This window comes from Kordiimonas marina, assembly GCF_023006325.1.
In the GTDB taxonomy this organism is placed as follows: Bacteria; Pseudomonadota; Alphaproteobacteria; order Sphingomonadales; family Kordiimonadaceae; genus Kordiimonas; species Kordiimonas marina.
The window spans coordinates 470,650-484,740 of the sequence record NZ_JAINDF010000002.1; the positions used below are offsets into that span (position 1 = coordinate 470,650).

General features: G+C 62.0%; 17 protein-coding genes. 8 read left to right on the forward strand and 9 right to left on the reverse strand.

The features are described from left to right. Nucleotides 1-222 precede the first annotated feature (222 nt). Together K6118_RS05390 and K6118_RS05395 are read left to right on the forward strand one after the other, a co-directional pair. Complete coding sequence (locus K6118_RS05390; RefSeq protein ID WP_247119199.1) at nucleotides 223-651, forward strand: iron-sulfur cluster assembly scaffold protein; 429 nt, start codon at nucleotides 223-225, stop codon at nucleotides 649-651. 64 nt (nucleotides 652-715) lie between these two features. Next, nucleotides 716-973, forward strand: coding sequence for a hypothetical protein (locus tag K6118_RS05395; protein WP_247119200.1), 258 nt, complete (start codon nucleotides 716-718; stop codon nucleotides 971-973). Nucleotides 974-1,043: 70 nt separating this feature from the next. On the opposite strand, the gene K6118_RS05400 is transcribed toward K6118_RS05395, so the two are convergent. Next, a complete protein-coding gene (locus K6118_RS05400) occupies nucleotides 1,044-1,217 on the reverse strand; it encodes a hypothetical protein (protein WP_247119201.1) in 174 nt (57 codons plus the stop codon). Between the two features lie 579 nt (nucleotides 1,218-1,796). Here K6118_RS05400 and K6118_RS05405 point away from each other — a divergent pair. Next, entirely contained in the window at nucleotides 1,797-3,308 is a 1,512-nt protein-coding gene (locus K6118_RS05405) for an FMN-binding glutamate synthase family protein (RefSeq protein ID WP_247119202.1), read from the forward strand. A 126-nt stretch (nucleotides 3,309-3,434) separates the two neighbouring features. On the opposite strand, the gene K6118_RS05410 is transcribed toward K6118_RS05405, so the two are convergent. The 5 genes from K6118_RS05410 to K6118_RS05430 form a co-directional block, all read right to left on the reverse strand. Then, nucleotides 3,435-3,911, reverse strand: a complete 477-nt coding sequence (locus tag K6118_RS05410; RefSeq protein ID WP_247119203.1) for a tetratricopeptide repeat protein — start codon at nucleotides 3,909-3,911, stop codon at nucleotides 3,435-3,437. Continuing rightward, complete coding sequence (locus K6118_RS05415; protein WP_247119204.1) at nucleotides 3,912-4,271, reverse strand: B-box zinc finger protein; 360 nt, start codon at nucleotides 4,269-4,271, stop codon at nucleotides 3,912-3,914. Between the two features lie 219 nt (nucleotides 4,272-4,490). Further along, nucleotides 4,491-5,906, reverse strand: coding sequence for a protein adenylyltransferase SelO family protein (locus K6118_RS05420; protein WP_247119205.1), 1,416 nt, complete (start codon nucleotides 5,904-5,906; stop codon nucleotides 4,491-4,493). Nucleotides 5,907-5,908: 2 nt separating this feature from the next. Beyond that, nucleotides 5,909-6,496 (reverse strand): nitroreductase family protein, encoded by a 588-nt coding sequence (locus K6118_RS05425; protein WP_247119206.1) that lies wholly within the window; start codon nucleotides 6,494-6,496, stop codon nucleotides 5,909-5,911. A gap of 22 nt (nucleotides 6,497-6,518) precedes the next feature. Next, nucleotides 6,519-7,028, reverse strand: coding sequence for a GNAT family N-acetyltransferase (locus K6118_RS05430; protein ID WP_247119207.1), 510 nt, complete (start codon nucleotides 7,026-7,028; stop codon nucleotides 6,519-6,521). A gap of 135 nt (nucleotides 7,029-7,163) precedes the next feature. On the opposite strand from K6118_RS05430, the gene K6118_RS05435 reads away from it, so the two are divergent. The 5 genes from K6118_RS05435 to K6118_RS05455 are packed head-to-tail and all read left to right on the forward strand — an operon-like array spanning nucleotide 7,164 to nucleotide 11,612. Beyond that, entirely contained in the window at nucleotides 7,164-8,459 is a 1,296-nt protein-coding gene (locus K6118_RS05435; RefSeq protein WP_247119208.1) for a PQQ-dependent sugar dehydrogenase, read from the forward strand. Next, the gene (locus K6118_RS05440; RefSeq protein ID WP_247119209.1) at nucleotides 8,446-8,853 is read left to right on the forward strand and encodes a c-type cytochrome; all 408 of its coding nucleotides are present in this window, start codon (nucleotides 8,446-8,448) and stop codon (nucleotides 8,851-8,853) included. The genes K6118_RS05435 and K6118_RS05440 overlap by 14 nt, the downstream gene beginning before the upstream one ends. Beyond that, entirely contained in the window at nucleotides 8,804-10,843 is a 2,040-nt protein-coding gene (locus tag K6118_RS05445) for a TonB-dependent receptor (RefSeq protein WP_247119210.1), read from the forward strand. Before K6118_RS05440 ends, K6118_RS05445 begins: the two co-directional genes overlap by 50 nt. 33 nt (nucleotides 10,844-10,876) lie before the next feature. Next, nucleotides 10,877-11,308, forward strand: a complete 432-nt coding sequence (locus K6118_RS05450) for a hypothetical protein (protein WP_247119211.1) — start codon at nucleotides 10,877-10,879, stop codon at nucleotides 11,306-11,308. 40 nt (nucleotides 11,309-11,348) lie between these two features. Next, nucleotides 11,349-11,612, forward strand: a complete 264-nt coding sequence (locus tag K6118_RS05455; protein ID WP_247119212.1) for a hypothetical protein — start codon at nucleotides 11,349-11,351, stop codon at nucleotides 11,610-11,612. 113 nt (nucleotides 11,613-11,725) lie between these two features. On the opposite strand, the gene K6118_RS05460 is transcribed toward K6118_RS05455, so the two are convergent. The 3 genes from K6118_RS05460 to K6118_RS05470 all read right to left on the reverse strand — a co-directional run bounded on the left by K6118_RS05460 (nucleotide 11,726) and on the right by K6118_RS05470 (nucleotide 14,031). Further along, on the reverse strand, nucleotides 11,726-11,932 hold the full coding sequence (locus K6118_RS05460; protein ID WP_247119213.1) for a cold-shock protein: 207 nt from the start codon (nucleotides 11,930-11,932) through the stop codon (nucleotides 11,726-11,728). A 217-nt stretch (nucleotides 11,933-12,149) separates the two neighbouring features. After that, the gene (locus K6118_RS05465) at nucleotides 12,150-12,749 is read right to left on the reverse strand and encodes a methyltransferase family protein (RefSeq protein ID WP_247119214.1); all 600 of its coding nucleotides are present in this window, start codon (nucleotides 12,747-12,749) and stop codon (nucleotides 12,150-12,152) included. A 25-nt stretch (nucleotides 12,750-12,774) separates the two neighbouring features. Continuing rightward, complete coding sequence (locus K6118_RS05470) at nucleotides 12,775-14,031, reverse strand: serine hydrolase domain-containing protein (RefSeq protein WP_247119215.1); 1,257 nt, start codon at nucleotides 14,029-14,031, stop codon at nucleotides 12,775-12,777. Nucleotides 14,032-14,091 lie beyond the last annotated feature (60 nt).

Genomic DNA, 14,091 nt, shown 5'->3' on the forward strand with positions numbered 1-14,091 from the left:
TCGGCACCTCCAAAGCGTTCGGAACAGTTTACTGATATGGTCAGCTTTAGCCGGTGTTCAAGCTGCGAACAAGCTTTTCCGGGCCTATTCGCGCCTGCGTTCCGGACTTTAAGCCGCCCCTGTTGCCAAAAGCTGTCAGGAGGAAGGCCGACTTTCCGCTTGGCTTTGGTGCGTGAGCGTCTTACGTAACCTGAAGGGTTTTGGATTTGGAATGATGTGGCGATGACCGAGCTTTACAACACGGACATACTGCGCTGGACGACGCGTATCGGCCATCAGGCGCGCCTGGTGGACGCCGATGTCACGGTTACCAAGACCAGCCGCATCTGCGGCAGCCGCATCAGCGCCGATGCCAAGCTCACGCTCGGCGCCATTGCCGCCTTCGGGCAGGAAGTGAAGGCCTGCGCGCTCGGCCAGGCATCGGCCGCCATCGTCAGCCAGCATGTCATTGGCCTGACGTCGGATGAGCTGGATGATATCGCCGCGCGCTTCCGCCATATGGTGAAAACCGGGGAGGCCGACTTCCCCCCTAAATGGGCGGACCTCGCCATCCTCGCGCCGGTTTCCGACCATCCGGGCCGCCACGGCAGTGTCATGCTGCCGTTCGAATGCCTAGAGGCCATTTTCCTCGAAGCCGACCATAAGGGCTGAGGCGATTTAGGCCGCTGATGGCAGATGTGGTACCTTCTTCCTTTCCAAGAAAGGGGAAGTGCTTATGTCCGCGACGGTTATCATTTCCTGTATATTGGCACTTTCGGTGCCGGGTGTTTTGTGGGTCGGCTATCTGAACCGCAGGGGAAACCCGAATGACAAGGCCAAAGGAATCGGCTGGCAGTTCATCCGCTATACGGTCTTGGCAATATCCCTGCCGGTGGTCGCTATTCTCGCGCTCAACAATGCGCTAACCGGGGAAGCCGCGACGCTGATTGCCGGGGCCATGGGGTATGCCTTTGGCAAGAAGGACGACACCTGAAAAAACAAACGGCCGCTCCATCTGGGCGGCCGGGTCGTTTTGCTATAAGTCTGTCGTGCGCTCGGGTATCTCAGGCCTCGTCGCCGCGCTTCTTCTGGGCTTCGCGGCAGGGGCAGCCGGCCTTGCTTTCCATGTGACAGGCCATCGGCTTGCCGTTCGCGCCGGGTTTCGCAACCACGGCACTGGTGCCGGATAGTGCGAAGGACAGCACAAGCGCCGCCTTGAAATAGCCTTTGAATAACATGGGTTCTCCCCCTTCACTGTCGCCCGATATGGGTATGTCCGGTTTTGTTTTCAATACCGTATTGCAGTTACCATAGCACAAAAGCCGCTCCCCCGTGTTCAACATTTCCGGATAGTACGTTATGCGCCCGTGTATGCGCGGCCGACTATGCCCCCATGGAAAGACGGGGCAGCAGGCGGGCTTGTGAAGCGGTTGTCATAACCTCTCTCTCGTCACCCACCCTCTCACCTTTCGTCATTCGCCGACTTGATCGGCGAACCTAGGAACATTGACCTAACCGATTGACGCCGGTGTTCCTGGGCCCGCCGGCCAAGCCGTCGGGTGACGATAGAAAATACAGTGTCACTCCGGGTCTTGAACCCGGAGTCCATGCGATGCTGGAAATGGCTGAAGCGGAGGCCGGTACCGTATGGATACCGGGGTCAGGTGGCGTAAACGCCAGCTTCGCAAACCCGGTATGACAAGAGGAGAATAGGGTGGGGGTGAGCTCTTTTGTCTCCCATCCTTTGTCCTATTGTGGTTGAAGAAATAACCCTTTTGGGCGTATGGCTTTAGGGCGTGTAAAAAGGGAGACCCGTCATGGAAGTTGCTCAACTGCTGCAGTTTGTTCTGGCCGTCCTCAAGGTTCTTGCGGTCGTGTTCGTCTTCGCGCTGGGGCTTTTCATCCTGTGGCTCGGCGTCGCTTATGTGCGGGACAAAACCCAAACCGCCAGCACGCTCAAGCGCAACTATCCGGTGATCGCGCGCTTCCGGTACCTGTTTGAACATCTGGGCGAGTTTTTCCGCCAGTATTTTTTCGCCTTCGACCGGGAGGAACTGCCTTTCAACCGCGCCGAACGCAGCTGGGTCTACCGCGCCGCCAAGGATGTGGACACCACCGTCGCCTTCGGCTCCACCCGGGACCTGCGCCCCGCAGGCACGGTGTTTTTCGTCAACTGCCCATTCCCGACGCTGGCGCATGATACGCCCACCCGGGCGGTGACGGTGGGGCCGCACGCGCGCCACCCCTATACCACCAATTCCATCTTCAATATCTCGGGTATGAGCTACGGCGCCATCTCCATCCCCGCCGTGCGCGCGCTGTCAAAAGGTGCCAAGATGGCGGGTATCTGGATGAACACGGGTGAGGGCGGCCTCAGCCCCTACCACCTCGAAGGCGGCTGTGACATCGTCTTCCAGATCGGCACGGGCAAGTTCGGCGTGCGCACCCCCGACGGCAAGCTGGATGATGACAAGCTGATGGGTGTGGCGTCCCACGCCCAGGTCAAGATGATCGAAATCAAACTCAGTCAGGGTGCCAAGCCCGGCAAGGGCGGCATGCTGCCCGGCGTCAAGGTGACGGAAGAAATCGCCCGCATCCGGGGGCTTCAGCCTGGGGAGGACGCCATCAGCCCCAACCGTCACCCGGAGGTGGACAGCGTCGATGACCTTCTGGACATGGTCGCCCACGTGCGGGAGGTTTCAGGCAAGCCGACGGGCTTCAAGGCGGTGATGGGTGGCAACAGCTTCCTTGATGACCTGTGTGAAGCCATCAAGAAACGCGGGGCCGAAAGCGCGCCGGATTTCATCACCATCGACAGCGCCGACGGCGGCACGGGTGCGGCGCCCATGAGCCTGATTGACAATATGGGCATGCCGCTCAAGGAAAGCCTGCCGCTTCTGGTCGATACGCTCAAGCGCCATGGGCTGCGTGAGCGGATCAAGGTGTGCGCGTCCGGCAAGCTGGTGAACCCGTCCGAGGTGGCGTGGGCCTACTGCGCCGGGGCGGATTTCGTCAATTCGGCGCGCGGGTTCCTGTTCGCGCTCGGCTGTATCCAGTCGCTGCGCTGTAACACCAACACCTGCCCGACCGGTATCACCACCCATAACAAGAAGCTTCAGTATGGCCTCGACCCCGCCAACAAGGCGGTGCGCGTGGCGCATTATGCGCAGAATATGCACAAGGAGATCGAGATCATCGCCCACAGCTGCGGCGTCGACGGCCCGCGCGGCCTGACCCGCCACCACGCCCGCCTCTCGCTCGGCAACGGCCGCTCCGTCGCCATGAACGAGCTGTTCCCGGAGGTCGATGAAGCGAAAGCGGCGGGGTAACCCTCTACCTTCGTCATTCGCCGACTTGATCGGAGGGTCCAGGAACACAGCCTTTAACCGGTAAATTCCGTGTTCCTGGGTTCGCCGATCAAGTCGGCGAATGACAATGAAATGTAGTTTTTTGGACTAATGAGCGGCCAAATCCGCCAGTGCCTTGGCGGCATCAGGGTGGCCCTGTTTGGCGGCCATGCCCAGATATTTGCGCGCTCTGGACAGGTTCACCCGCGCCCCGCGCCCATCCCGGTACATGAGGCCGAGGCGGTATTGCGCTTCGGCAAGGCCGGGGCTCGCCGGGCCTGAATTAACCGGCATGGTATAGCCTGCTACGTCACCTGCGGGCGGCACGTAAATGTAGGTCTGGCCGCTTGAAGCGGCGGCGGCCTGCTTATAATAGCGCACCGCCAGCTTCTCATCCTTCTCCACGCCCTTGCCGGTTTCATAGGCCCAGCCGAGCGCGAAGGCCGACTGCCGGTTGCCCCGGCAACTGTCCGCCTTCAAATCAGCAATCTGCGATCCGTCTGACCGTGTGCTGCACACCAGTCCACCAAGGTTCGCACAGCCGGACAGCATGAGCGCGACGCAGAAGGCGAGAGCGGGTTTCATTCAGCGGGACCGCCTGAATTTCATGGACATGGCCATGCCGATGAGGCCGATACCCATCAGGGCGATGAGGGGGCCTCCGGCCTTGTCGCCTCCAATCATGAGGAAGCCGCCCATGGCGGTGATACAGATTCCTGCCAGCATACCGCCCAAAACCGAGGGGGATCGCCATGACGACCGACGGGCAATGGCTTGCGCGCTCATGCGCATGACCGTGGCTGTCTGTTCTGCCCCATTGGCACATGCGTCATTGTCGCAACTGATGCCAGCCTCGTTCTCCCGTGCGCAGTCCGGGCAAACGCCCTTGTGGCAGGCCTTGCATGTGGCGACGGCTGCGTGGTCATGATGGTTAAAGCACTGCATGAAATCCCCCTCGTTCATGGCATGGTTGCATCCCGCTTACCATGTGGGAATGACAGGACAAAGTGGAAATGCTTGTGCTGCGAAACTCTCAGAAAACACCCATGTCACGCCAGCTTCGCAAAACCGGTATGACAAGGTAGATAGAACCCACCGTCACCCCGAACTTGTTTCAGGGTCCATGGATGCTGAAACAAGTTCAGCATGACGAAGGGAAGAGGGTTAGCCCTTCAGCGCCTCACCCATTTCCCTGATGCGGTCGATCTTGTCATAGAGCGGTTGCCAGTCGTCACGCTCGGCGATGTGGGCCCATATCTCCTCCACTTCGTCGATCAGCATGGTGCAGGGCTCGGCGCGGTCGAAGTAGGGGTGGCTGAGGGCGTTGTCGCGTGCCGGGCCGTAGGCCATCAGCGCGGCTTTCATGTCCTGCCATTTCTCGGCGTTATAGCGCGCGGCCTCCGGGCTTTTCATCGCGCGGTCGAGGCTCGCGGCCCCGCCGTACCAGTCGAAGAAGAAGCGCTCATAGCCCACGTCCTCTTCCAGCATGAAATTATTGACCAGCGTGAGCATGGCATCGTCCGCCGCATCATCCTTGGGCTTCAGCCCCAGCCGTTTCATCAGCGCGGTCCTGAGCGCGGCGACATACTGGTGCGGGAACGGCGCCAGCACGTCCTTGAGCGCGTCTTCGGGCGCAAGGTCGGCCAGCGCGCCGCCAAGCTGGTAGATGTTCCAGTGCAGGGCATCGGCCTGCCGCCCGTAAGCATAAAGCCCGGTCTCATCGAAATAGGCGGCGGTGAAGCCAAGCTCCAGCGTCGGCAGGAAGCGCCAGGGGCCGAAATCGAAAATCTCGCCGGTGATGTTGATATTGTCGGTGTTGAGGACGCCGTGCACGAAGCCCGCCGCCATCAGGTCCGCACCCTGGCGGGCCACCCGTTCGCTCACCCGGCCCAGCAGGTCGAGCGCGCGGTCGGCGGCGCTGCCTTTCGGGGTGACGCCGTAATAGTGCGTGAGGCAATAGTCGACCAGCTTTTCCAGCCGCTCGGTGTCCGTGTAAAACGCGTGGCGCTGGAAGGTGCCGATGCGGATATGGCCGTGGGTCAGCCGGGTCATGACGGCGGAACGCGTGGGCGAGGGCTCGTCATGGCGCATCAGGCTTTCGCCGGTCTCGATGATACTGAAAGTGCGGCTGGTGTAGGTGCCGAGGGCCTCGAGCATCTCACTCGCCATGATCTCGCGCACGCCGCCCTTCAGGGTTAGCCGTCCGTCCGCCGTGCGGCTAAAAGGTGTCAGGCCGCTGCCCTTGGTGCCCAGGTCCATCAGGCGGTTCTGCGTGTCCCGTAGTTGCGCGAACAGGAAGCCGCGCCCGTCGCCGATTTCGGGGTTATAGACCCGGAACTGGTGGCCGTGGTAGCGCTGGGCCAGCGGTTTCTCAAGGCTGCCGGGCAGGGGGGCGAAGCGGCCGAAATGGGCGGCCCATTCGTCGTCCGTCAGGTCCGCGAGGCCGACCTCCGCCGCCGCGCGGTCATTGCGGAAGCGGATTTTGGTCTCCGGGAACTGGGCGGCCTCGACCGGGTCGGCGAAGCCTTCGCCGAGGGTCAGGAAGGCCGTTTCCGGCCGGTATGCGGGGCTCACGGGCATGATTACTCAGGCCAGCCCCACTGGGCGACGTCCTCAAGCGCCGGGCGCGGGCGTTCGGTCGGCGCCTTCGCCTGGTTGCCGAAGAAGATGAAGCCGGCGATCTTCTCGTGTTCAGCGAGGCCGAGGCCCGCCTTCACCGTCGGGCTATAGGACGCCCAGCCGGTCAGCCAGCAGCCGACATAGCCAAGCGCGGTCGCCGCCACCAGCATGTTCTGGCACGCGGCCCCCGCGGACAGCTCCTGCTCCCACACCGGGATCGGCGCGTTTTCCTTGGGGGATGAGATCGCCACCAGAAGGGTCGGGCCTTGCGTCGCGTAGCCTTTCATCTTCTCGGCTACCGCCGGGTTGGTTTCATTCTCTTCAATGAGCGCGCGGGCGATCAACTCGCCCAGGGGCTCACGGTCCGCACCGGTCAGCACGATATAGCGCCAGGGGCTCAGCTTGCCGTGGTCCGGCACGCGCGCCCCGGCGGCGAGGATTTTTTCCATCGCTGCCCGGTCCGGGCCGGGGCCGACCATCTCCCGCGCTTTCACGCTGCGGCGGGTCATCAGAAGGTCGTAGGTTTCGGCATTGGGGCTGTTGAAGGTCATTCGGGGGTCCAGATGTCAGGGGTTATTTCAGATGTTTATAGAAGATGCAGGTGTCGGTCACAACGCCGCCGGTGTCTATCACATAATCGGGGATGATGCCCGCGCGGGTGTAGCCCAAGCGTTCGTATAGCCCGTCGGCGATGTCGCCCCGGCGGGTGTCCAGCACCAGAAGCGTGCGCCCGGCATCGTGCGCCGCCTGCTCGAGCGCGGCCATCAGCGCCTTTGCGGTGCCCTTGCCGCGCGCGGCGGGGGCGACCATCAGCTTCTGCACTTCAGCGCGGTGACGGCCGTTCGGGCGCATCTCAAGCGCCAGTTGAACCGTGCCCAGCACGGTGCCGCTTTCAGATGCGACCAGCATCAGCTTGCTGCCGTCCGCAAGCTGGCGTTCGACCGCGTGCCAGTAGGCCGCCGCGTCTTCTTCCGGCAGCGGGGCGTGGAAGCCGATGGACGCACCGTCCGCCACCGTGTCGATCAGCAATTTCTGAAGGGCGGGCAGGTGCGGTTTCAGGCTTTCGATAGGCTCGATTTTCATGCGCGGGTGATTCCTCATGTGTCCGGGGTCCGTCCGGATTGTTTGCGCGTTCAGATTGATTATCACTTTCTTGTTGTTTTCGAAACCGGGTCGGATGGGCTATAGGTAAAGTTCACCGGATCAAGGGGGAATATCGTGATCAGAGAGATTTTTACCGCGGGGGTCGCGTTTGCCTGCCTGAGCCTCGCCCCTGTTGCACCTGCAACAGCCCAGGTACCGACAGCAGCACCAGCTGCGACAGAAAAAGCCGCGCCTGTCATCAGCGTGCCGGAAGGCTTTAAAGTCGACGTCTTCGCTGCCGGAATCGGCCGGGCGCGCCATATGGCGGTGTCGCCCTCTGGCTGGGTGTATGTGGCGCTGATGCGGCCGCAAAAGGGCTTCGGCGCGGTTGCTCTCCATGACGATAACGGCGATGGCGTCGCTGACCAAAAGCTCTATTTCGCCAAGGGTTTACGCGGCACCGGTGTGGGTATCCATAATGGCCACCTCTATTATAGCACCGACGTCAGCATCATCCGCTGGAAGCTGCCGGACGCTGGTATCCCGACCACGAAACCGGAGCTGATCGTCGGTGGCTTCACCCGCCAGCGCCAGCATTCCGCCAAGCCTTTCACCTTCGATGATGCCGGGCATCTCTATGTCAATGTTGGCGCGCCCTCGAACGCCTGCATGGAAAAGATGCGCCAGAAGGGCTCCAAGGGTATGGATCCGTGCCCGATTCTCGAGAGTTACGGCGGTATCTGGCGCTTTGACGCCGATAAGACCATGCAGGAACAGGCGAAAGCCGAACGTTATGCCACCGGTATCCGCAACGCCATGGCGCTGGACTGGAACCCCTATGTGAATTCGCTCTATCTCGCCATGCACGGGCGCGACCAGCTGGCTGAATTTTTCCCGCAGTATTATTCGCCCAAGGAAAGCGCCGACCTGCCGGGTGAGGAATTCCACAAGGTGGCAGAAGGCGCCAACCTCGGCTGGCCCTACAGCTATTATGATCAGCATGTGGGCAAGCGCATGAAGATGCCGGAATATGGCGGCGACGGTAAAACCCCGGCGGACCGCCCGGGCCAGATGCCTTTGATCGGCTTCCCCGGCCACTGGGCGCCCAACGACCTGCTGTTCCGCCGCACCGGCACCTGGCCCGCGCATTATCAGACCGGCGCTTTCATCGCCTTCCATGGCTCCTGGAACCGCGCGCCGGAACCGCAGCAAGGTTACCGCGTCGTCTATGTGCCGATGGACAAAAAGGGCAACATCACCGGCCAGTGGGAAACCTTCGCGAACGGCTTCGCGGGGAAAGGCCCGATCATGAGCCCGCGCGATGCCTATAGCCGCCCGACCGGCCTCGCCGAAGGGCCGGATGGCGCGCTCTATATTTCCAGCCTCGTCCATGGCGGCCGTATCTACCGGGTGACCTATGTGGGTAAATAAGCTTGCGATCCTAACGCTCGCGGCGGGCCTTTCTGGGCCCGCCTTCGCTGCCAGTACCGACAAGGGCCATGCGCTCTATATGGCCAATTGCGGCGGCTGCCACCAGGCGGACGGCGGCGGCGTGCCGATGATGCAGCCTGCTTTGATTGACAGCGAGCGTGCGAACGGCGAGAAGGGCGCGGTCATTGACATGATCCTTCACGGCAGCGCCATCATCCCGATGGATGAGAGCGACTATTCCAACGAAATGCCGTCTTTTTCCGAGTTGAGCGACGATGATATTGCCGAAATTGCCACCTATGTTCGCACCCATTTTGAAAACCACGGCGGTGCTGTCAGCGCTGATGACGTGCGCGCCCGCCGCGCTGTGCGCCTCCCCGCGGTCCGCAACTGACGAGACCGCGACATCCTTCGATGATGTGATCGTCACGGCCCCGCGCCTGAAGTCCGCGGACAGCGGGCAGGCGGTCACACGCGTCGATGTGGCGGCAGGCGCCCCCATGGCGCGGCTGGACCAGCTTCTGGGCGCGGTGCCCGGTGTCGGCTTGTACCGCCGCGCGGACAGCTTGAGCGCACACCCGACCACCCAAGGCCTGACCATGCGCGGCATCGGCGCCAACGCCGCGGGCCGGGTGCTGGTGACGCTCGATGGCGTGCCGCTCAATGACCCGTTCGGCGGCTGGGTTTACTGGTCGGCGATCGACCCGCGTGCGCTGGGTGAAGTGACGGTGATGAAGGGCGGCAGCCCCGGCGCTTACGGGGCTGAGGCGTTGGCCGGCAGCCTGGACCTGCGCTCCCGCCCCATCACCGAAAGCGCTGTTCGCGCCGCCGGGTCGTACGGCAATTTTGGCAGCGTTTCGGCCTCCGCGTCGGCTGACGTGGCGCTTGATGACGGCTTTTTCGCGCTGGCCGGCGGGCACTTCCGCACTGACGGCTTCTATATCGTGCCCGCGGACCAGCGCGGCTCCGCCGATGTGAAGGCGGCGAGCGATATGAACCGGGTCAGCTTCCGCGGCGGCATGACGCTTTCGGACGGCAGCCAGCTTGAAGGCACGGTGCGCTGGTTCCGGGAGAACCGCACCAACGGCCTCGTGCTGTCGGTCAACCACACCGATGCGGTCGACGCCAGCGTGCGCCTCCTGCATGAGGAGGAAGATGGTGCGCCGGGCTATGAGCTGGTGGCCTACTGGCGCAGCCGCAGCTTCCAGAACAGCTTCGCCGCGGTCGATGATGCCCGCAATGACGAGCGCCTGGTGCTGGACCAATATCACATGCCCGCCCACGGCGCCGGTTTCCTCGCGCGGCTCAAGAAGGGTGCGCTTGAGGTGGGGATCGACGCCCGCAAACTGTCGGGTGAGACCAATGAGCATTTCCGCAACCTCGGTGCGGGCTTCACGCGCAATCGCCACGCGGGCGGCGACCAGTGGACGGTCGGCGGCTATATGGAAGCCAAAGCGGACTATGACCGGGGCAGCCTCTCTGCCACGCTCAGGCTCGACCGGTGGCGCAGCTATAATGGCGTGCGGCTGGAAACCGACCTTGCAAGCAGCGCTGTCACCCGGTCGGACGATGTGCCTGCGCGCGCTGGCTGGCAGGCATCGGGCCGGGTGGGCGCGGACTATGAGCTGTCGGACGACCTGGATTTGCGCGCGGCAGCCTATAAAAGCTGGCGCCTGCCGACGATCAATGAATATTACCGCCCCTTCCGCGTGGGCAATGACATCACCGAAGCCAACCCAAACCTGGTGCCTGAAAAATTGTACGGCGTCGAAGCGGGGCTCGATTACCAGCCGCTTTATAACTTCCGCCTTGGCCTGACCTATTACCGCAACTGGCTGAAGGACGGTGTCGGCAACGTGACCGTGGGCTATGGCCCCGGCTTCTTCCCGCTGGGCGGCTATGTGCCTGCGGGCGGCGTTCTGCGCCAGCGCAGCAACATCGACGAAAGCGTCACCGACGGGGTGGAGGCCGAGGCCGATGTGCGGCTCGACAGCGGCTGGTCGTTCCTTGGGCGCTATCTTTATGCTCGCGCGCGCATCACCCGCTTTGCCGCCATGCCGGAGCTGGTCGGCAACCAGCCGGTGCAGACCCCGCGCCACAGCGGCAGCCTGACCGTGCGCTATGATGACGGCCACCGTTGGCAGGTGGCGGCCGAAGGGCGCTACCTGGGTGCGGTGTATGATGACGATCAGAACACCCGCCGGATCGGGTCCGTGTTCACACTTGCCGCCTTCGGCACGTTACGCATTACGGAGAGCCTCAGCCTGACAGCGTCGGCCGAAAACCTGTTGGATACCCGCGTGGTGTCCGCGCTTTCGGCCACCGGGCTTGAAACGGTCGCGATGCCGCGGTCCGTCCGGGTCGGGCTGCGGGCCGAACTGTAACGCCGGGGCTTGGCCCCCGCGGATGGGGGCTTCATGGACGTTCTTCTGTGCCGTATGAGACCGGTCCTGCCGACGCCGCTTCTGATCATTGGCGCGCGCTTCGGCGCGCGCCTGTTTGTGGCGAGCGAGGAGAAGGAAGTGCGCCGGCTCCTCAAGCCCAGCAATATCGAGCTTGTCATCATGGATACGGCCCTGAAGGCCGAGACGCTTGCGAAACTGGTGAAGGCGAGCTTTGAAAGCCGCTCGATCGCCAGCATCCATATCAGCGCCAACAAGGGCGGCGAAGCGGGGTTCGAGGATTTCGTCGACCGCACGCTGACGGTGTTCAGCCTGTTACGTGCGCCGGTGCCAGTGCCCGAAGCGGTAACGGGGGGCGAGAACATGCCGGAAGAAGAGGAGATCTCCGACGATCAGCCGGAAAAACCTTTGCCAAACGCAGAAGGCGGCGGTAAGGAAGATTCATAAACCAAAAACTTAAACACGACTGACAAGCGAGGAACTTCCCATGAAAGCACTTAACGCCCTTATTGTGTCTGCCGCTGCCCTTACGCTCGGCGCCTGTGATGTGAACATCGGGGACGGCGTCCACGGTTACGACGCCTCCAGCGGTGAAAGCCACATGACCGTGACGCTGCCGGACGGCGACCGCGACAGCTTCAGCTGCCCGTCGGGCACCGATGCCTTCGTTGTCGACAAGTCGAAAGACGGCAAGGGCATGATTTACGGCTGCCGCACCACCGACGCGCCGATGCCCAAGCTGGAGGGCTAAGGAACAGGCCGGGCGGTTTCGTCCGGCTTGGCTCCAAAGAAAAAAGCCGGGGAAAACCCCGGCTTTTCGTATTTTATGGCCCGCACCATCCGGTGCAGACAGTCACCAAAGCATTAAGCGAGCGACAGGTTGGTTGCGGATTCGCGACCGTCACGGCCGGTTTCCAGTTCGAAGGAGACCTTCTGGCCTTCATCGAGGGTCGACAGACCCGAACGCTCAACCGCGGAAATGTGTACGAAAGCGTCTTTGCCGCCTTCATCCGGGGTAATAAAGCCAAAACCTTTGGTGGAGTTGAAGAATTTTACGGTACCTACAGCCATGGTAAGTCCTTTCTCTGTCTTTGTGTTGGACCCGTAGCTAATGCAAACGGGCGAAAGTCCCACCGCACCATGCGGGTCGGGACAGACGTTTGCAGTATCGGGGTAGCCAAGCAAATCCGGCAATGCCGGGAGATCAGATAGCCAAGACGGCAGAAACGTATGCACCCTATATGTGCGCTTTCACTTGAAATTGCAAGGGAATACGGCGACGGGCAAATCAGAGCCAGCGGCGTGTGGCTACGCAGTAGGCGGTGTATTCCTCCCCGAAGGCATCCCGGAGGAAGGTTTCTTCGGCATCAATGACCCTGTTAATGAGCGGCCAGCTTAGGATCAGGCTCAGAATCGTGATGGGGCCGGGGAGGGCGATGACGCTGCCGAGAATGAAGATCATGATGCCCACATAAATCGGATTTCTGCTGAAACGGTACAACCCCCGGGTAATGAGCGCCTGGCTGCGTTCCTTCTTTTCCGGCACGCCGATTCGCCATGCGGTGCCCATATCCACCTGGCTGAGGACGGCGATGGCGATGCCGATGGCCATCACCGCCACCCCCCAATGCGGCTTGGGCGAGGGTGCGGCGAACACCATGAGATCAAGCGGTGGGTATAAGGCACGGGCCAGCAGGTAGGCATCCAGCACGATGGCGACCGCCATCAGCCAGCGTTCGACCGGGCTTTTCTTCCGGCGGAGCACGGCCAGCACCGACACGCGCTGGGCGTATGCCAGATAGCCGATCCGCAAGGCGCCCCACAGCAGCGCGAGCAGGATAAGCGCGGCGGGGCCATAGCGGGTAATGGTGTAAACATGAAGAAGCATGGCCCCAGCTTACCCCTGCTTATGCCTATTCGCCAGCCACAGCTTGGGCTGGGGCTTCTTCACCGGCGCCGAGGCCGACAGAGATTGCCTGCATCGCGGTGATGATCATTTCCTTCTGGTCGGCGTTTTTCGGGTCATTGAAGCCCTTGTTGGAACTGGTCTTGGCGATAACGATGCCGGTTGTCGGGTCGACATAGATGAACTGGTGGTAGATGCCTGCGGCAGTGAAATCGCCATGCGGTTCCACCGGCGTCCACCACTGGAAGCCGTAGCCGAATGGCGAGCTGGAGAGCGGGTTGTTGTGTCCCGGCATCAGGTGCGGCGCGTTCGGCGTGACGGATTCGGTGACCCAGGCTTCCGGCACAAGCTGCTTGTCGCCCCAGCGGCCCTTGTTGAGGTACAGTTGGCCGAAGCGCGCCATATCGCGCAGGCACACCTGCAGGCCGCCCATCGCCACTTCCATGCCTTTGCCGTCCACCAGATAATAAGCGTCCTGTTCCATGCCCATGGGCTTCCAGAGCTTCTCCTCGAGATACTCGGCCAGGGTTTTGCCGGTAACGCGGGTCAGGATCATGCCCAGGATATGGCTGTTGACGCTGATATAGTCATTATAGGTGCCGGGCTCACGGTCGCGCTTGAGCGACTTGGCGAATTCATCGAGCGAGCCGCCCATGCCGATCGCCATCGACATGCGGTTCACGTCGGAGCGCAGGTCGGCGTAATCCTCGGTGAATTTGATCCCGGTCGACATGGTCAGCGCGTCGCGGATGCTGACGCCGTCATAGCCCGTGCCTTTCATCTCCGGCAGGTATTTGGTGACCTGCTCGTCAATGCTGCCAATGAGCCCATCATGGACCGCGATGCCGACAAGCGCTGACAGGAAGGATTTGGACACCGAAAACTGCAGGTGCCGGTCGCTCGCCTGCTCGCCCAGGAAATAGTGCTCATAAAGCACGGTGCCGTTTCGCATCACCAGAAGGCCGGTTGTGTCGGTGTCATCCATCAAGGCGCTGATCGACATCTGCTTGCCGCGGAAGGGGTAAGTGTCCGGCAGGGTGACCTCTTCGTCCGCATACTTGAGCGCGGAGATCGTCTCACCCTTATGGACCGTGTGGGTGGGGAAATTGTCCTTCGCGTGGCGGAAGCTCTCTATGAGGTTGGCGGGCTTGTAGAAGCTGGCCAGCCGGTAGAAGGCCAGGCTTTTCTTGATGGCGGTATAGAGGAAAACCACCAGAACAAGCGCGCCTATCGCCCACAGGGCGTCCGTGAATGTGAAATGCATGTTTTCTCCCCTCGGCCCCGACGGGTGGCATTTGCAGATTGCAGGGCCTTTGTGACCGCC